The 18298-nt window shown below is 45.4% G+C and carries 19 protein-coding genes; 11 read left to right on the forward strand and 8 right to left on the reverse strand.

Annotated features, from left to right (window positions below):
- The first annotated feature begins 49 nt into the window (after nucleotides 1-49).
- From atpG to adhP, 6 genes are all read left to right on the forward strand, one after another.
- Nucleotides 50-919: a F0F1 ATP synthase subunit gamma gene (atpG, locus tag JZ784_RS15480; RefSeq protein WP_005012066.1), complete on the forward strand. Its 870-nt coding sequence runs from the start codon at nucleotides 50-52 to the stop codon at nucleotides 917-919.
- A gap of 26 nt (nucleotides 920-945) precedes the next feature.
- On the forward strand, nucleotides 946-2340 hold the full coding sequence (gene atpD, locus JZ784_RS15485) for a F0F1 ATP synthase subunit beta (protein ID WP_005012065.1): 1395 nt from the start codon (nucleotides 946-948) through the stop codon (nucleotides 2338-2340).
- Nucleotides 2341-2366: 26 nt separating this feature from the next.
- Nucleotides 2367-2786 (forward strand): F0F1 ATP synthase subunit epsilon, encoded by a 420-nt coding sequence (locus JZ784_RS15490; RefSeq protein ID WP_346315475.1) that lies wholly within the window; start codon nucleotides 2367-2369, stop codon nucleotides 2784-2786.
- 137 nt (nucleotides 2787-2923) lie between these two features.
- The gene (locus JZ784_RS15495; protein WP_346315488.1) at nucleotides 2924-3403 is read left to right on the forward strand and encodes a DUF2846 domain-containing protein; all 480 of its coding nucleotides are present in this window, start codon (nucleotides 2924-2926) and stop codon (nucleotides 3401-3403) included.
- Nucleotides 3404-3557: 154 nt separating this feature from the next.
- Nucleotides 3558-3863, forward strand: coding sequence for a hypothetical protein (locus JZ784_RS15500; RefSeq protein ID WP_346315476.1), 306 nt, complete (start codon nucleotides 3558-3560; stop codon nucleotides 3861-3863).
- 501 nt (nucleotides 3864-4364) lie between these two features.
- Nucleotides 4365-5399: an alcohol dehydrogenase AdhP gene (gene adhP, locus JZ784_RS15505; RefSeq protein WP_346315477.1), complete on the forward strand. Its 1035-nt coding sequence runs from the start codon at nucleotides 4365-4367 to the stop codon at nucleotides 5397-5399.
- A 65-nt stretch (nucleotides 5400-5464) separates the two neighbouring features.
- Here the strand turns inward: adhP and JZ784_RS15510 are convergent, their stop codons facing one another.
- The 4 genes from JZ784_RS15510 to JZ784_RS15525 form a co-directional block, all read right to left on the reverse strand.
- The gene (locus tag JZ784_RS15510) at nucleotides 5465-6067 is read right to left on the reverse strand and encodes a hypothetical protein (RefSeq protein WP_346315478.1); all 603 of its coding nucleotides are present in this window, start codon (nucleotides 6065-6067) and stop codon (nucleotides 5465-5467) included.
- Between the two features lie 135 nt (nucleotides 6068-6202).
- A complete protein-coding gene (locus JZ784_RS15515; protein WP_346315479.1) occupies nucleotides 6203-6556 on the reverse strand; it encodes an RcnB family protein in 354 nt (117 codons plus the stop codon).
- 222 nt (nucleotides 6557-6778) lie between these two features.
- On the reverse strand, nucleotides 6779-7324 hold the full coding sequence (locus JZ784_RS15520; RefSeq protein ID WP_130145555.1) for a glutathione peroxidase: 546 nt from the start codon (nucleotides 7322-7324) through the stop codon (nucleotides 6779-6781).
- A 337-nt stretch (nucleotides 7325-7661) separates the two neighbouring features.
- Nucleotides 7662-8441 carry an AraC family transcriptional regulator gene (locus tag JZ784_RS15525; protein WP_346315480.1) on the reverse strand — a complete coding sequence of 260 codons (780 nt, stop codon included), beginning with the start codon at nucleotides 8439-8441 and terminating at the stop codon, nucleotides 7662-7664.
- Between the two features lie 126 nt (nucleotides 8442-8567).
- On the opposite strand from JZ784_RS15525, the gene JZ784_RS15530 reads away from it, so the two are divergent.
- Complete coding sequence (locus JZ784_RS15530) at nucleotides 8568-9479, forward strand: DMT family transporter (protein ID WP_346315481.1); 912 nt, start codon at nucleotides 8568-8570, stop codon at nucleotides 9477-9479.
- A 381-nt stretch (nucleotides 9480-9860) separates the two neighbouring features.
- On the opposite strand, the gene JZ784_RS15535 is transcribed toward JZ784_RS15530, so the two are convergent.
- From JZ784_RS15535 to JZ784_RS15545, 3 genes are read right to left on the reverse strand one after another with little or no spacing between them, the layout of a single operon-like run.
- Entirely contained in the window at nucleotides 9861-10430 is a 570-nt protein-coding gene (locus tag JZ784_RS15535) for a Sua5/YciO/YrdC/YwlC family protein (RefSeq protein ID WP_005012046.1), read from the reverse strand.
- Between the two features lie 42 nt (nucleotides 10431-10472).
- Nucleotides 10473-11612 carry a DNA-processing protein DprA gene (dprA, locus tag JZ784_RS15540; RefSeq protein ID WP_346315482.1) on the reverse strand — a complete coding sequence of 380 codons (1140 nt, stop codon included), beginning with the start codon at nucleotides 11610-11612 and terminating at the stop codon, nucleotides 10473-10475.
- A 19-nt stretch (nucleotides 11613-11631) separates the two neighbouring features.
- Nucleotides 11632-12786, reverse strand: coding sequence for a LysM peptidoglycan-binding domain-containing protein (locus JZ784_RS15545; RefSeq protein ID WP_346315483.1), 1155 nt, complete (start codon nucleotides 12784-12786; stop codon nucleotides 11632-11634).
- 119 nt (nucleotides 12787-12905) lie between these two features.
- Here JZ784_RS15545 and def point away from each other — a divergent pair, with 119 nt between their 5' ends.
- The 3 genes from def to JZ784_RS15560 all read left to right on the forward strand — a co-directional run bounded on the left by def (nucleotide 12906) and on the right by JZ784_RS15560 (nucleotide 16122).
- Entirely contained in the window at nucleotides 12906-13436 is a 531-nt protein-coding gene (gene def / locus JZ784_RS15550; protein ID WP_005012041.1) for a peptide deformylase, read from the forward strand.
- 97 nt (nucleotides 13437-13533) lie between these two features.
- Nucleotides 13534-13974: a DUF2946 family protein gene (locus tag JZ784_RS15555; RefSeq protein ID WP_346315484.1), complete on the forward strand. Its 441-nt coding sequence runs from the start codon at nucleotides 13534-13536 to the stop codon at nucleotides 13972-13974.
- Nucleotides 13975-14049: 75 nt separating this feature from the next.
- The gene (locus JZ784_RS15560; RefSeq protein ID WP_346315485.1) at nucleotides 14050-16122 is read left to right on the forward strand and encodes a TonB-dependent copper receptor; all 2073 of its coding nucleotides are present in this window, start codon (nucleotides 14050-14052) and stop codon (nucleotides 16120-16122) included.
- Nucleotides 16123-16187: 65 nt separating this feature from the next.
- Here the strand turns inward: JZ784_RS15560 and JZ784_RS15565 are convergent, their stop codons facing one another.
- Nucleotides 16188-17393, reverse strand: a complete 1206-nt coding sequence (locus JZ784_RS15565) for an oxygenase MpaB family protein (RefSeq protein WP_346315486.1) — start codon at nucleotides 17391-17393, stop codon at nucleotides 16188-16190.
- A gap of 97 nt (nucleotides 17394-17490) precedes the next feature.
- On the opposite strand from JZ784_RS15565, the gene JZ784_RS15570 reads away from it, so the two are divergent.
- The gene (locus tag JZ784_RS15570; protein ID WP_026253479.1) at nucleotides 17491-18102 is read left to right on the forward strand and encodes a TetR/AcrR family transcriptional regulator; all 612 of its coding nucleotides are present in this window, start codon (nucleotides 17491-17493) and stop codon (nucleotides 18100-18102) included.
- Nucleotides 18103-18298 lie beyond the last annotated feature (196 nt).

Consider the following 18298-nt stretch of genomic DNA (forward strand, 5'->3'; position numbering starts at 1 on the left):
GATCAACCTTCGAAAGCTCGAAAGGGCTTTCGAATACTAGGTTAAGCGTATGGCAAATTTAAAAGAAATTCGCGCCAAAGTAGCTAGTATCAAAAGCACGCAGAAAATTACTCGCGCGATGCAGATGGTAGCAGCTTCTAAGATGCGTCGTGCGCAAGAGCGCATGGCTCAAGGCCGTCCGTATGCCGAAAATATGCACCGTGTAATTGCTCATTTGGTACAAGCGAATCCTGAATACAAGCACCGTTATATGGTTGAACGCCCAGTTAAGCGCGTTGGCTATATCATTGTGTCTTCAGATCGCGGCCTTGCTGGCGGTTTGAACATTAACCTGTTCAAAAAAGTGGTAAAACACGTACAGCAGCAACAAGAGCAGTCAATTGAAGTTCAATTTGCTTTGATTGGTCAAAAAGCGGTTTCGTTTTTTAAAAACTACGGCGGTAAAGTGCTGGGTGCTACGACAAATGTCGGTGATGCGCCGAGTCTTGAACAGTTAACTGGTTCTGTACAGGTGATGTTGGACGCATTTGATAAAGGCGAATTAGACCGCATTTATCTTGTGTCAAACGGCTTTGTCAATGCCATGACTCAAAATCAAAAGATCGAACAGCTTGTTCCTTTAGCAGCAGCTGAAACAAGTGAAGGCCTGAACCGTCAATACGGTTGGGACTACATCTATGAGCCAGAAGCTGAAGAGCTTCTCAATGGCTTATTGGTTCGTTACATCGAGTCTATGGTATATCAAGGCGTGATTGAAAACATCGCGTGTGAGCAGTCTGCGCGTATGGTTGCAATGAAAGCTGCAACGGATAACGCGGGTGACCTCATCAAGAGCCTGCAACTTATTTATAACAAGCTGCGTCAAGCCGCGATTACTCAGGAAATTTCTGAGATCGTTGGTGGTGCCGCTGCCGTTTAACATTATTTTGAATTGAGGAGACAGCAATGAGTAGCGGTCGTATCATTCAGATCATCGGCGCGGTTATCGACGTCGAGTTTGAACGCAACAGCGTTCCTAAGATCTATGACGCTCTTCACGTTGATGGAACTGAAACTACTTTAGAAGTTCAGCAACAACTTGGTGATGGCGTAGTACGTACAATTGCGATGGGTTCTACTGAAGGACTTAAGCGCGGTTTGAACGTAACTAACACTGGCGCTCCAATCTCTGTACCTGTAGGTACTGCATGTTTGGGCCGTATCATGGACGTTCTTGGTCGCCCGATCGATGAAGCTGGTCCTGTAGGTACTGAAGCGCGTTTGCCAATTCACCGTCAAGCGCCTTCTTATGCTGAACAAGCGGCTTCTACTGACCTTTTAGAAACTGGTATTAAAGTCATCGACTTGCTTTGCCCGTTCGCTAAAGGCGGTAAAGTTGGTCTGTTCGGTGGTGCCGGTGTTGGTAAAACTGTAAACATGATGGAGTTGATCAACAACATCGCTAAAGCTCACTCAGGTTTATCTGTGTTTGCTGGTGTTGGTGAGCGTACTCGTGAAGGTAACGACTTCTATCACGAAATGAAAGACTCAAACGTTCTAGACAAAGTAGCAATGGTCTACGGTCAGATGAATGAGCCACCAGGTAACCGTTTACGCGTAGCGTTGACTGGTTTGACTATGGCTGAGTACTTCCGTGACGAGAAAGACGAAAACGGCAAAGGCCGTGACGTACTATTGTTCGTTGACAACATCTACCGTTATACACTAGCGGGTACTGAAGTATCAGCACTTCTAGGCCGTATGCCGTCTGCAGTAGGTTACCAGCCGACTCTTGCAGAAGAGATGGGTGTTCTTCAAGAACGTATTACATCTACTAAGTCTGGTTCTATTACGTCAATCCAAGCGGTATACGTACCTGCCGATGACTTAACAGATCCATCGCCTGCAACTACGTTCGCTCACTTGGACGCAACTGTTGTATTGAGCCGTGACATCGCATCTTCTGGTATTTACCCAGCGATCGATCCACTTGACTCAACTTCACGTCAGTTAGATCCACTTGTAGTAGGTGCTGAGCATTACGAAATCGCTCGTTCAGTTCAAAACGTTCTTCAACGTTATAAAGAATTGAAAGACATTATCGCAATTCTTGGTATGGACGAATTGGCTGAAGAAGACAAACTTACTGTATACCGTGCACGTAAGATCCAACGTTTCTTCTCACAACCGTTCCACGTAGCTGAAGTGTTTACTGGTGCTCCTGGTAAACTTGTACCGCTTAAAGAAACAATTCGTGGCTTTAAAGGTCTTCTAGCTGGTGAATACGATCACATCCCAGAACAAGCGTTCTACATGGTTGGTGGTATTGACGAAGTTATTGCTAAAGCTGAGAAACTTTAATTAGTTACCTAATTTAGGAGATTCTCATGTCAACTATGCAATGTGACGTTGTAAGTGTTAAAGAGTCTTTGTACTCTGGCACTGTAACTATGCTAATTGCTAAAGGTGCTGGCGGTGAGTTAGGTATTATGCCTGGCCATGCTCCGCTGGTAACTTTGCTTAAGCCGGGCGCGATCCGCGTTCTGCTTGAAAATGGTACAGAAGAATTAATCTATGTATCAGGTGGTGTACTTGAAGTTCAACCGCACGTTGTTACTGTACTTGCAGATACTGCAGTACGTGCTGACAACCTTGATGAAGCAGCAATTCTTGAAGCTCGTAAACAAGCTGAACAATTGTTAGCAAATCAAAAGAGCGATTTGGACTCTGCTGCTGCTTTGGCTGCTCTTGCAGAAACTGCTGCTCAGTTGGAAACCATCCGCAAAATCAAAAACCGCGCTCAATAAGAGACGGTTCGAGATTGAAAAAACCACCCGCAAGGGTGGTTTTTTTATGGCTGAAATTCAGAAAATAAGAATTGCTGAAAGATGATTTAATTGCTATTTTTCATGTGCTTATAAAATTTATACCAATGGGCTTTTTCATGTCAAAAAAAATTATATTCACATTATTGCTATCTTTAGGTTTTGTGGGGTGCGCATCAGTGCCGAAGGCGGATCAGCATGCTTCTGATACAGTGAAACAATTCACAGCTCCGCAAGACGGCAATGCAGGGATTTATGTATACCGTTCAGCTTCAGTGAAAGGCGCTGCGCTAAAGAAAGATGTTTGGGTCGATGGCGAATGCTTAGGAGAAACATCACGCGGTGTGTTTTTTTATAAAGAAGTCTTAGGAAACCGTAACCATACTATTTCTACGGAATCTGAGTTTTCACCAAACCACCTTGAAATTCAAACTGAAGCGGGCAAGCAATATTTTGTTCAGCAATTTATTAAAATGGGTGCATTTACTGGCGGAGCAAATTTAAAACAGGTTGATGAGCAAACCGGAAAGCAGGCGGTTAGTGAATATGCATTTGCTAAAGGTGGAAATTGCAGCAAGGCAACGCTTGCATTGAAATAATGGCCAATCCAAAGATAAAAACATTAAAACCGCCTAAATTGGCGGTTTTAATGTTTTTGTGCCAGCAGAACTTAATTTGCGCTATCTAAAGTGGCATATATTTTATTCATCCCATGCATTAAGTTAAATTCATTATTTTCACAAAGTTTCTCTCATGAACCTTATCGACTTTGAACCGCACTTTTGGGAACTGTACCAAGACTTTGACCACTATTATTTAAGCATTGCTGTCGATATGAGCTCAGTGGTGTCATGCTGGGATGTTGAACTGACCCATGAAGAAGTACAGCAATATGAACACCGTGGACGAGTCAGTATTCAAGAGCTGGCAAAAACGATGGTAGCCGCTGCATATAAAGGCGATTTTTCAGCGATGGAAAGCCGATTGGTAAAATCGTATGAACGTCAAGCGATGCATGCCGCGTACAGAACATGGCGGCACAGCCTAAAGGCGGAATAAACTCTGAGGCCAATTCGGGAATAGTCGAGAATTGCCCATTGCCCGCAATGCGGGTTCTAAAAGCTTTATTCAAGCCTTTATTTAAACTGGATGATTTTAGCTTTGCTGAGTTGCACGTGCATTCCCTTTAGAAAGGCCACCTTCACTATTCGAAAGCGGTTTTATATTTAAGATACTGTTTAAGCTGGCTTTTTAATCATAATTAAGCACGTCAAAACAATTCATTTGAATACGCTGCATATAATTGCATCTTCGTTGGGCATTGGGCAAGGACGATTAATGATGCTGCAGTTTCTAAAGCTGAACAGACTTTAAAAGTCCTAATTTAAACTTGTGCTGCGGTAACAATGCGGCTTGCAAGAGAATTGCAAGAGGAGGCATCTAAAATCATCAAATCCGCTACAAATCCGCCACTTTTGATAATTTATATATTCTATATAGTTGAAAAACGGTTCTTAAAAAAAGAACTTTCTTGATATTTTGAATATGGAGAACAGCATAATGGCGAATACGATGAAAGCAGCGGTAGTCACTGAATTTAATCAGCCGTTGCAATTACAAGAGGTCGAAATTCCTAAAATCAGTCCAGGAAAAGTACTGGTCAAGATGATTGCCACAGGGGTTTGCCATACCGATCTGCATGCGATGCATGGCGATTGGCCAGTGAAACCGACGTTGCCTTTTATTCCGGGACATGAAGGTGTGGGCGAAGTCATTGAGGTCGGTGAGGGGATTGAGCATTTAACAGCCGGTGATATTGTGGGTGTTCCATGGCTTTATTCAGCCTGCGGCCATTGCGATCATTGCTATGCAGGCTGGGAAACGTTATGTAAAAAGCAACAAAATTCAGGCTATTCCGTCAACGGCAGTTTTGCCGAATATTGCCTGGCAGATGGTGATTATGTCGGAGTGATTCCTGAAGGTGTGGATCTGCTGGAAATTGCGCCGATTTTATGCGCCGGCGTGACGGTCTATAAAGGCTTAAAAATGACGGAGGCCAAAACAGGGGATTGGGTTGCCATTTCCGGAATTGGCGGTTTGGGCCATGTGGCTATTCAGTATGCCAAAACCATGGGCTTTAATGTGGTCGCCATTGATGTTGATGACAGTAAAATTGAGCTGGCCAAAAACTTGGGTGCCGATGTTGCCATTAATGCGCTGAAAGCGGATGTGAAAGAAGAAGTGCTCAAAGCTACAGGCGGCGAGGGGTGTCATGGCGTGCTGGTGACCGCGGTATCCCCGAAAGCATTTGAACAAGCCGTTGCCATTGTCCGCCGCGGCGGCACGATGGTCTTGAATGGTCTGCCGCCTGGCACATTCGACTTATCTATTTTTAATATGGTGCTTGAAGGCATTACGGTACGCGGCTCAATTGTCGGAACACGTTTAGACTTGAAAGAGGCGCTGGATATTGCGGCGCGCGGTAAGGTGAAAGCGCATATTCATGTCGAAGCATTAGAAAATATTAATGATATTTTCCACCGGATGGAGCAGGGCAAAATTGATGGCCGCATTGTCATTGATATGAGGCTTTAACCGTCAATTTCACTCACACTCAGGCCAATTCAGTGTTCATGAATTGGCCTGAGTGGCTTGGAATGCTAGCTTTCCTGAGCTTGCTTATCCTGTCCTTGTGAAATCAGCATGCCAGCCAATTTAACCATTTCGGATTGGATTGAAACCATTTGCTGCTCAATTTTTTTCAAATCTACTTTGCTTAAATCTACTTGACCGTTCAGGAAAGGTGAATTCAGCACGTCCTCATTGGCGGAAAGAATATTTTTGCGGATATCAGAGATTTCCTGCGTTTTTAAATGAACACTGCTTAAGGCCTGGTTGAATCCAGTGAGCTGTTTTTGCAGCTGGGCGGCGCTGTGCTGCAGTTTTTCATGATCCTTTAGATCGACAGCGCTTTGAAGCTCTGCTTGAGTCTGCTGCAGCTGTTCCACATAGCCGCCGGCTTTCAGCTGCAGGTCTGCTACATCGCGGATAAGATAGAACATATTGCCGCTTTTCAGCTCGGTTTGCGGAGCAGGCGCATCGTCATCCGCAGCGGACTGAATGCCTTCGGATTGTTCAGTTTCAATTTGAGTCTGCTCAGCGCGGGTATTTTCAGGTGAAGCGGCTTGATCGCAGCCCAGCAATGCCATGCCGGCTGCAAAAATACTGAAAGGTAGGATGGCGCCTTGCAGGAATTTCTTCATTCGCTTTTAAACTCTGTATCAATTTATTGGGTCTTAGGTTGAATATAGGGATGAAATGTGGATTCAAAATAGATTGCTGCAAAGCGATAACAAAAAAGAGCGCCGAAGCGCTCTTGGGCAATCCCGTGATGGCGATTAACCGCCAATAATTTTGATGATTGAATGAGTCATAACATTGATTAAAATATAATCGCTATTTACTTTAATCCATTGCTGGTTTTTGCCCGGCTTGGCTAATTTTTTATACTTGCTGTGGTCAACTTTGTAACTATTGCCTCGGTACTGGCTTGGAACTTTTTGCCCTGCATGCCAGTCATGCGATGGATTCACCGCGTTTTTATGCTGCTGCGCCTGATGTTTTACAGGCGCTTCGTGATTATGCGCGGCCTGAGGCTGATGGTTTTGGCTATTTTGCGGTGCAGCCATTGCAGGTGCAGCCACGAACGCTGTTGAAATCGACAGCACAATTGCTTTTATTAATGTATTCATAGGTTCACCTGTTTTTGACTGCGTCTGTTTCTCGATAGCTTCAGCATATAACTGATTTGCAGATAAAAATGGAATGAACTGTTGCTGCTTAATTAAAATAGTGAATAAAATGTGTATTTTATCTTATTATGATAATTAAAAATTATATTGAGGTTTATATCTTTGATACAGCCTTATTAAAGTCTTTAATTGATAACTTTAACAAGGCTGTCTGCGGTTTATTTATTTTGCCAATTCTGCATTGACGGCATCTACAATGCGGGCATCATCTGCTTTGATATCTGGCGCAAAGCGCGCAACAATCTCACCTTGCTTATTCACCAAGAATTTTTCAAAGTTCCACAGCACTTCTGGCGGCTCATTGGGCGTCAGGCCGTAATCAATCAAGTCTTTTTTCCACGGGCCTTCACCGGTGCGATCTGGAATGGCAGCCGTTAAGGTTTGATACAGCGGGTGCTTGTCTTCACCTGCGACTGAAATTTTTGAGAAAAGCGGAAAATCAACCTGATAATTTAAAGAACAGAATTGCTGAATTTCTTCATCTGACCCAGGCTCCTGCGCTAAAAAGTTGTTTGCCGGAAAGCCTAAAATTTCCAAGCCTTCCGCTTTTTTGTCCTTATACAGCTGTTCCAAGCCTTCATATTGCGGGGTTAAGCCGCATTTAGACGCGACATTCACAATCAGCAGCACTTTGCCTTGATATTGATTGAGTGTGGTTTCTGCGCCGTCAATGGTTTTGACAGGGATGTTGTAAACTGAAGCGGCCATGCAATGATCCTGATTATTTGCGTTTTGATTGCAATGTTTTAACTGGAAAACTTGCAGGCGGCAAGTGTTGAAGCCTCAGGTTTTGATAATTTTTGTATGCGCAGCGCCGAACTGCCGTAAAATTCATAAAATCAGGCAGTTAATATCGTGATGTATGATTTGAATCGGGCTTTAAGTGCGTCAATAATAAGAAGCAGATGCAACATAGCGGAATAATCTGCATATTTTATAGGGGCTTACAGTGTTCCTATGATGCCGGCGTTGATTTGGGTGCTGAATAGGGTGGCTACCCGATATGCAGCGGAGTGATGAATGGCCTATTATGCCTGTGCCGCGCTTATGGCAATTTCTGGAGCGGCTTTGGCGCAGCGCAAGATTTGAACTGAGCCGGTGTCTGGCCTGTATAGCGTTTAAAAAATTCAATAAAATTGGAACTATGCTGATATCCCAGTTCAAAACTGAGGGCTTTAATGGATTTTCCCTGCCGCAGCTGCATGATGGCATACAGCAGTTTGGCGCGGCTGCGCCATTCCGATAAGCTGAGCTGCAGCTCTGCCTGGCTGATACGGTGAAGCTGCCTTTCGCTTATGGCAAAAGGCTCTAATACCTGCCGCAGGCTTTTCTGAAATAAAGCAGGAGCGGCTAAGTTCTCTAAGATGGGCTTGAGCGCCGGATGATGGGTTTGCGGCAGATAATGATGATGCTTTGGCGCACTGCTCAGCTGATCTAAAATAACCTGCAGCAGGTGGCGGAAATAATGCAAATGGCCCTGCTGCTGTACATGAAACGCTTCTAAAATCAATTGCCTGAAAAATACCGATACACTGAGCATTTCAGGCTTTACGGAAAAATTTTCACATAATTCAGGGTCTAAGCGGATTACGGCATAATGGGTAGTGTGCTGATCGACAGCAATGGAGTGATGCGCTACGCGGGGCGGAATCCAAATGCCGTAACTGGGCGGAGACCATAATTTTCTGCCATTGACTTCATATTCCAAAATTCCATCGAGGCTCATGTTAAAATCGCCCCATATGCAGCTATGAGGATGAACTTCTTCATCTTTTTCATAAAAAGACTGGCTGATCTCAATACGCTGTTCAATCTGCTCAATCATGTTCTATAGTCCGGGCGCGGTGCGGAAGAATGTCGCTTTAACAATATCATTGTCTGAACTTCAATATTTCATTTATATGCGACATTGCGCACAATAAAAAACAGAAATTGCTGAAAGAATGATTCTATGCAACACAATCCTAAAATGATGCGCTGGGCAGTCTTGCTGCCGCTGCTTTCCGTGTTTATTTGGTCGCTGAATATTGCGGTTACCCGTTATGTGACGGAGTATATTTCTCCAGTCAGCATCAGTTTTTACCGCTGGCTGGTGGCGTTTATTATGTTAACGCCTTTTATGCTGCCGCAGCTGTATAAAAACCGCGCTTTAATTCAGCAGCACTGGAAGCAGCTTGCGGTACTGGCCGCTTTTGGAATGGTGCTGTATCAGGGGCTCAGCTACAGCGCTGCGCATTATACCACTGCAACCAATATGGGCATTATCAATGCCTTTATTCCCGTCTTTACGATTTTAGTGTCCGTTTTTATTTTAAAAGAATGGCCGAACCGCTTTGCCTTGCTGGGCTGCCTGATTTCTTTTTCTGGCTTGCTGCTGGTTATTGCAAAAGGGCACTGGGCAAATCTGCTGTCTTTAGGCGGCCATGCGGGCGATGCGATTATGCTGGCTGCCGTTTTTTTCTATGCTTTTTATGGGGTGCTTCTAAAGAAATGGCAGCTTAAAATTCCTCTATTTATCAGTGTCTATGTTCAGATCTTTTTTGCCTTGCTGTACCATTTGCCGTTTGTGCTGTACTTTGGGCTGGATGCCATAAATGCGCAGAATGTCTGGAGTGTACTGTACGCGGGGATGTTCCCCTCGCTGGCAGCGCCATTGCTTTGGATGCTTTCGATTCAATATTTGGGGCCGAATCAAACCAGCATCTTTATGAACCTGATGCCGATTGTAACGGCGGCGATTGCTTATTGCTGGCTGGGGGAGCAGTGGACGGCTTATCACAGTATAGGGACCGCTTTGGCCATTCTGGGCGTGCTGTTGGCACAGAAAAAGGCGCCGGCAAGAGTTAAGTTGATGGCCGAATAGAGGCAATGACAGAAAAAATTAAATATTTTTTTGTAACTGTTCAGCAGAAGCAAGATATAAAATATAGCGCTACAAAGATTAAAATTGTCTTTGTTTTTCTAATAATATGATCAAAAATAGGCATATATTTTGAATAAACTGCTGTTTTTCATCTTAAATTAATAACTTTAAGCTTTTTATTAATAGAAAAAATCTATTTGTTTGGCAGAGGGCTTTATCACATAATAATGCCACTGAAAACGGTGCCTGATGTTGACTGTTTTTTGCTAGATTTTCCAGACCCTCTGGATGTGATTTTTTGCACATCCTTTTTTATGCTCAGCCATTTCTATATGGCTGAGCTTTTTTTTGCCTGACAAGGCCTGCTGCCGTCATCGGCATTTATGCGCGGATGATTTCACCTGTTTCTGCATCAATAATTTTGCTGGGCTCTTGGCTTAAGCCTAAATCGCCGTTCAAATAGTTCAGCTCATTGGCAAAATATTGGCTGGCTTCCTGCAAGGAGCGCGCTGGCTCAAGCCCTGCGGGATTGGCGCTGGTTGATACAATAAAGCCATTAAAGGCATGGCATAAGGCTGCGCAGAGCGAGTGGGTGGTGACGCGAACCGCGACTTTAGAATGGCTGCCTTTAATCCAGCTGGGAATATGCCCTCCTGCCGGCAGCAGCCATGTGGTGGCGCGTTCAGCTGGTGAGCGGCGGCTCCATGATGCAATGACTTCTTCCTTTATTTCAGGGCTGAGTCCTGTCAGTAAATGTTCAACTTGCGCAACATTGGCGGCCAGTAAAATCACGCCTTTTTCAATCGGGCGCTGTTTCAGCCTTAAAATTTCACGGAATGCCTTTTCGTTAAACGGGTCACAGCCTAAGCCCCAAACTGCCTCTGTAGGATATGCCAAGACCTGCCCTTTTTTTAGACAATCGGCTGCTTCGGCCACAGAGGTGGTAATCATGAGAATTTAACCTTAATGAAAATAAAGAGGCTATTGTGAACCCTATTTTCCGGAACGGCAACGCAGATAGCATCCAGCCTGCTGCATTGCGAGCCCCAATAATTCTAATTCCATGAGTTGGCTGGTCAGTGCAGCCGCATCCAGCTGGGTTAAAAGCGCGAGCTGATCCAAAGTTTGTCCAGACCAATCCAGCTGCTGGTATAAGGCCTGCAGATGTTCAGGGATGCCAATCGGTTCCTGCATGTTTTCGGGTGCCGCAGGTTTTTTTGTAGCAGATTGCCATTGTGTCGGCAGGGCAAGGTCTTCAATGACCTGCAGAGGGTGGTCAATGAGAATTGCGCCTTCGCGGATCAGCTGATGGCAGCCTTGATGGAAGTCGCCGTAAATATGGCCTGGAATGGCAAAAACAGCTTTGCCTTGTTCGGCGGCTATTTTTGCTGTGATCAGTGAGCCGCTTTTCAAGGTGGCTTCAGCCACAATAACGCCTAAGCTGAGGCCGCTGACAATGCGGTTGCGCCGCGGGAAATGATGCTGCAAGGGAGGAGTATTCGGCAGGAATTCGGAAATAACGGCGCCGCCATTGCTCAGGATATCCTGTCTTAAGGCTTGATGCTGAGAAGGATAAGTTTGATCCAGGCCTGTTCCCATCACGGCAATGGTGCGCTGATGCTTTAAAGCGGCTTGGTGGGCGGCTTCATCGATGCCTTGCGCGAGTCCGCTGTTGATATAAAAGCCTTGTTCGCTTAAGTAAAAAGCAAAATCATAAGCCACCTGCCGGCCATGCGGGCTGGGCTTGCGGCTGCCGACAATGGCGACTTGAGGCTGATGCAGTGCTTGTATTTCGCCTTGTCCAAAAAGAATAGGCGGTTTATCGCTGTAGGGCTGCAGCTGCTGCGGATAATCTGTTTCTGTATGGGTGATAAGAAAATCACAGCTGTATTCAACAGCATGCAGGCACTGCTGAAACTTTTTCTGGCCTTCTGCCGTATGAAATTCCTGAAAGCGCTGCAGATGATTTTTATGAATGCCTAAGGCTTGCCATGTGGGAAATTGATTGGATCGAAGCGCTTCAGAAAGCTGAGGATAGTGCGAGTGAATTTTGTAGAAGCTGGACAGCGAATGCTGAACCAGATACCACAAGGTGAGTGTTTCAAGTTGCACTTGTGATAACGGATTCAGCATATTGTTAACCTATGGCGGATTATTCATCCAAAAGCGGAGGCTGAATGCTGGCGCCGACTTTGATTGGCAAATCACTGTCTAAGACATAAGCATAACTAAGGTTGTCAAAAGTTTTGAAAACCATAATTGTTCCAACCCGCTGGCCTGGGAGCTGGATTTTTTCTCTGGTTTGAGGGTCATTAACTATTTGCCCCTTTTGATTTACGCTGAATACGTGGCCAGTCTGCACACCTTGCAATGCGCCGCGGTCAATCGTCACGACACTGTTCGCAGCCGCCATGCCAATAGATCCTTGGACACGGATTATGCTGCCGCCCGCAGTGACATTCTCTGCATTGGCTGGATAGAACAAGGTTGGCAGCATTGGGTCATATTCAGGCAGAACGCGGTCACCGCGGCGGACTTCCTCATTGTAGGTATCCGTCAGTTCCAGTGTGGTGATATCATTTTCACCGCGTACAGCGACACCTGATGCCACTTGAATTAATTCTAAGCCAGCCTTATATTTTTTGCCGTTTGCATCAGTTAAGGTATACGGTTCGCCTTCACGGTAGACAGCATAGCGCTGCCCCACTGTTAAGCCATTGCCGCGGACATAAACAGTTTGGCCTTTCGCAGCCAGTACACGTTCATCTGCAGCACCTACAATATACGGGGTATTTTCTAAGGCTTCAGGAGAGATCACTATGCTGCGTTCCAGCCATTTTTCAATGTGTGCCAGTGGAATGACAGGAATCGCATTGTTCAGTGATTCAATACGCACCTGAGGCTGCATTTTAGTGTCGCCCGTATAGCGGCGGATAATGCCTTCACAGCCATCGCCTTCATCTTTGCCGATGAGTGGCTTGCCGTTATGAGTGCACATCAATAAACGGTCACCAGGGAAAATCCAGTGCGGGTTTTTGACGTGTTTATTGCTTGCCCAAATTTCAGGCCAGCGGACTGGATTTTTCAAGAATTTTTTGGAAATACCCCACAGCGTATCGCCTTTTTTCACCACATACACTTGCGGCGCGCCAGCTTTCAATGCGGGCGGATTGACATTACGGGCAGGCGCTGCTTCAGCAACGCTGGCGATGCCAGCCCCAATGCTTAGGCAGACGGCAAGCGCTAATAATTGTTTTTTAAACCCCAAGGCACTAAAAGTTGGCATGCCCTTCAAAACCTTTTTCATTATCATAATTCCTAAAATTATGTATGCAGTTGCGTTATAATAACGATATTACACACAATTTTTTGATGAAGCATTCCTTCATTTTGTTTTTTGATCAATGGCATAAGTGAGGACGTCGTATGGCCTTATTACCTATTTTAAGTTTCCCTGATCCCCGTCTTCGTACCATTGCAAAACCAGTCGAAGAAGTTACTGATGAAATTCGTCAGTTGGCAGCAGACATGTTTGAAACCATGTATGAAGCGCCAGGCATTGGCTTGGCAGCAACTCAAGTAGATCAACATATTCAGCTGATTGTCATGGATTTATCTGAAAATAAAGATGAACCCATGGTGTTTATTAACCCCAAAATTACGCCATTGACGCAAGAGACGCAGCCGTATGAAGAGGGCTGCCTGTCAGTGCCTCAAATATACGATAAAGTTTCGCGTCCGTCACGTGTAAAAATAGATGCAGTAGATCTGAATGGCGAGTCTTTTGAGCTGGAAGCTGACGGACTTCTCGCAGTTTGCATTCAGCATGAAATGGATCACTTAAACGGCAAACTTTTTGTGGATTATCTGTCTCCGCTCAAACGCCAGCGCGCCCGTGAAAAAGTGGAAAAAACGGTTCGCCAGCGCCAAAAAGATCAGGTTGCCGTAAAGCGCTAAACTTTCCATTCGATTTTTCTTTAAAAAAAGACAGTATAAAGCCCAATTTTAATTGGGCTTTGCTATAATTATCGCCGACAAATTTTAGGATTTGCCTTTGTTTCTGCGTAGCGGCCTGCTGCTGTCCTTTACAGCGGTATTTTTACAGATTGCTGTTTTTCTACAGCCTTTGCTTCCGACGCAATATCAAATTGCGCCGGTCTGTGAAACCATTACGCGTGCACTTTTATTAGATTCTCCGCATCAGCACTCTTCGCAGACCTCATCGGCGCATCATGCTGCCCATCACATGGCTGTACAGGCAGACCATGCCGAGATTTCTAAATCTGCTGGCCATGATCATGATGCAGGCCATCAATGCCAGTACTGTACGGTATACGGCAATCTGGTTTTACCGCCTGAACTGGATATCAAAGAAGTCTTAGACCGCATTCAAATCCGCTTAGCGGCTTTCCAGCAGGCATTTGCGCATGTCTGGTTTGCGCTGCAGCGCCTGTTTCTGCTGCCTCAAGGCAGGGCGCCGCCGCTTTTTGCATAAATCAACGTTTTAAAAATTTAAGGGTCTTGGTTGGCTCCAGCCCAGTTGTATTTATGTTTTAAGTGAGATTTAAAAATGGCTCAGCCACAATTTTTTTTACAGCCTTTGGCGGCTGCAATTGCTGTCGCGTGTACTTCTGCTGCATGGGCAAATTCATCTGATAATAAAATGGAAGCACACGCCGTGCAAACGCTGGCACCAATCGTGGTGACATCACAGCAGGGCAGTGATGCCAATGGATTGATTGTGATTGCCGATCCCAAGCAGCCGATTCAGCCTGTGCCGGCGACTGACGGGGCAGATTATCTGCAAAGCATTATGGGGTTCAGCGCGATTAAAAATGGCGGCACCAACAGTGATGTGACCTTCCGTGGCATGTTCGGTTCGCGCATTAAAGTATTGGCGGATGGCTCTGAGAATTTAGGCGCTTGCCCAAACCGCATGGATGCGCCAACGTCGTATATTTCCCCTGAAAGCTATGACCGGATTTCGGTAATTAAAGGCCCGCAAACGGTGCAATATGCCAATACGGGTTCTGCAGCGACAGTGATTTTTGAACGGCAAAAACCGGAGCTGAGCGCTGCCAAGCCTTATCAAGGTCAAGCCAGCGTGCTGATTGGCTCTTTTGGGCGCCTGGATCATAATGTAGAAACAACGCTTGGGGATGAAAAGAAATATATCCGTTTAAATGCCAATCGTTCTGAATCGAATAGTTATCAGGATGGCGATGGCAATACAGTGCCTTCCGCTTGGGAGCGCTGGAATGCAGATGTCGCGCTGGGCTGGACACCCGATGAAAATACGTGGCTGGAGCTGACGGGCGGAAAGTCGGATGGTGAGGCTTTATATGCAGGCCGTTCTATGGATGGCTCACAATTTGCCCGTGAAAGCTTGGGACTGCGTTTTGAAAAGAAAAACCTGACGGATGTTATTCAAAAAGTTGAAGGGCAGGTGAACTATAGTTATAACGACCATGTCATGGATAACTTTAGATTAAGAACGCCACCAATGACACACGACATGATGACGCATCAAATGGTAGCGAATCTTTCAGAAATGCAAGTCACCCGCCGTACTTTGAATGCCCGTTTCGCCATGACCAGTGAGTGGGATAAACTGAATTTAATCACTGGAATTGACTCTCAGCAGAATCATCACGCAGGAGGCATGAAATCCTTGATGATGGATATGCCATTGGCCACCAATATGAAATTCCAGTCCTATGGTGCATTTGGTGAACTCGGCTATCAATGGAGTGAAAATTCAAAGCTGGTGACAGGCGCCCGACTTGACCAAGTCAAAATTGAGGCGCTGAAGCTCAATGATGACCGTTCAGAAACGTTGCCGAGTGGCTTTATCCGTCTGGAAAATCAACATCCTGAGCATGATGCGAAAAGCTATATTGGCTTAGGTTATGTTGAGCGTGTCCCTGATTATTGGGAGCTGTTCAGTACAGCGCATGGTAATTCAGGCATGCCAAAACCTACTTTCAATGATTTGGATACGGAAAAAACCTTGCAGCTGGATATGGGCTATCAGCATCAGCATGGCGCATTCAATTCATGGGTTTCAGCGTATGCAGGTTTGATTAATGACTATATTTTAATGAGCTATCATAATCATCCAACCTCAGGCGGGCATGGTCATGGCTCAAGCTTCAGTGCCGGGGCGAAAAATATCGATGCCACCATTGCAGGGGCGGAAGCCGGATTGGGCTATCAATTTAGCGATGCCATTCAGGCGGATGTGAGCGCCATGTATGCATGGGGCGAAAACACCACAGACAACAAAGCATTGCCGCAAATCGCGCCGTTAGAAGGACGCTTTAATCTGCGCTATGTTCAAGATAAATATACCTTGGGCATGCTGTGGCGTGTGGTGGCGAAACAAGACCGTATTAGCTTGAACCAAGGCAATATCGTGGGCTATGATATGAATGAGAGCAAAGCGTTTAGCACGCTGGCGTTAAATGCTTCTTACAACTTAATGCAAGATGTTGATGTCGCTGTTGGCGTAGATAACGTTTTAGATAAAACCTACACCGAACATTTAAATAAAGCCGGAAGTTCAGGTTTTGGTTTTGCCAGCAATGAACAATTCAATAATATTGGGCGCAATTATTGGGCGCGGATTTCAATGAAATTCTAAGTTCATTATTTTGAAAAATTAAAAAAAGCAGGGCATCCGCTCTGCTTTTTTGATCACGCTGCGCGCTATTGATGCATGCTGGCCAGCTGTTTGGCTTTGCTTTGATATAAGGCCAAGCCCAGCTTTTGTATTTCGCGGCCTTTCTGGATCAATTTTTGCTGCAGGGCGGGCAATCGTTTTGCGCCGCTGTACAGCACCACATTCCGCGCAATCAAATAGTAAGCAAACCAGGAAGCCGTTTGCGGTTTCAAGCCTAAACATTGCATGCGTTTTTTGCCAATGAAAAACTGAGTCAATTCTAAATGCTGCCGATAGGCAAGTTTTTGCTGCAAAGGGCGCAAATAGCGGTACTGCCGTTCAAAAGGCTCTTTAGACAGGCTGGTGCCCAGCGCACAGCTGCTGTCATCCGATTTGGGGTGGGCAAACTGCATCCAGTACAGCAAGCGCCAGCCCTCACTTTCTTTGGCAATCAGCCATTGCTCATCCACTCCCATCAGCCAGCCGATATAGCGCCAGAAATGCAAAAAGTTTTCAGTATCCTGCTGAGAAGGAAAGATGCCCAGCGCCCGAATGCCAATCAAGACCACGCTGCTGAATGCTAAATTGGTCATCGCAAGGTCAAATTGATTGATCGGCAGCCCCCAAGTGTCAGCATCCCATTTGGGATTTTTTTTCAGATGAGCCCGCACCAGCGCATGGATAAAGCGGACATAAATCGTCGATGTGAACCCCGCGCCATATCGCTTCAATCCGTCAGGTTCGGTAATGTCGATCCACCATTTTGTGGTTTCGGCTAAGCGCGTGCCTGCCTGTTTGTTTAAAGCGCCCGTCATCATTAACGGTTGATTGAACCCGGGAAATAAATAGCCAGCCATCAGGGACAAATCCCTCAGTACAAAGCCATTGTTGATTCCCAGCTGATGGGTGAATTGCAGGGCGCGATCCATTTTTTCCTCATCCAGCCAATCGGGCTTGTGCGCCGCATGCTGGAAGAAATCGGTCAGTTCGGGAATGGATTCTGGAAGCTGCGCCAGGCCTTGAAACAAAGCGGCCTCAAACAATGGACGGTTGCGTTTCGGGTTCTGCATTACCCAATCCACAACAGCATCCATAGCCGCATCGCCAGAATTGAGGGCTTTATTCAGGCGCAGATATTCTGCATAAGAGGGCGCTAAAGGCTTTGCTGTAAAATGGTTCAGCAGCTGAGTCAGCGCATCACTCCTTTGCATTTGCTGAAATGTCGCCAAGCGCTTAGGTATTTGAAGGGTCATTGCAGATAGCCTTATTGCTGTTGTTTAATTCAACAGTAATATGAATATTTATTCGCATTCAATTCGCATTCCATTTCAGGCGGCGCAGGTCATAATGATGAGAAAACAACCGCAGCAGCAGAGAGCTAAAATAATTGTGGAGCATGTCTTGCAGGCAGCGCAGCAGTGCATTGCGCAAGAGGGGCTGATTTATCTGACCACGCCCAAAATTGCAGAGCGCTCTGGGGTGAGTGTGGGATCGATCTATCAATATTTTGAAAATAAAGAGCAGATTGTTGAGGAGCTGCTGCTCCGCAAATCAGAACAGCTGGGCATAGCGCTGAAGCAGGCGGTGGTTGAGCAGGGTGATCAGGAAATTCATGACATCATTCCGCTGACCATTCAATTCGGTTTTGACATGCTCAAAGCAGATCAGGGTTTTTTAATTGAAATATTGAAACATTGGCATGTGTATAGTCATTCAGGTGCATCTCAGGTTTTGGAAAAGCACTTTTTTGAAGTTGGCATGTACTTATTTAACCGCTATTACCGGCACTGGGACTTTGAAACTTTGAAAAACCGCTCTTTTGTGATTATCAACAGTACCCTGTTTACTATGATGCGCTATGTCAGCAATAATAACTTTCTTATTACAGAACAGCAGCTTAAGTTGGAGTTATCGATGATGATTCTGGCTTATTTAGATGCAAAAGCGATTGGTGAAAACTAATTTTAATTAATTTATGCATAATTATCAGCAGTTTATTGTTTTTATGGTTTGAAATTTAAGCACTCAATCAAGCAAATTAAAAAATAGGGTTGCATGGGGTAGGAAATGCTGTAGAATGCACATCCATCGGCGGTGATGAAGATTAAAACTTCTTAAGAAACAAAGACTTGATTGAATTGATTGAGTTTGGTTTTAA

This window comes from Acinetobacter sp. CWB-B33, from assembly GCF_039655955.1.
In the GTDB taxonomy this organism is placed as follows: Bacteria; Pseudomonadota; Gammaproteobacteria; order Pseudomonadales; family Moraxellaceae; genus Acinetobacter; species Acinetobacter bouvetii.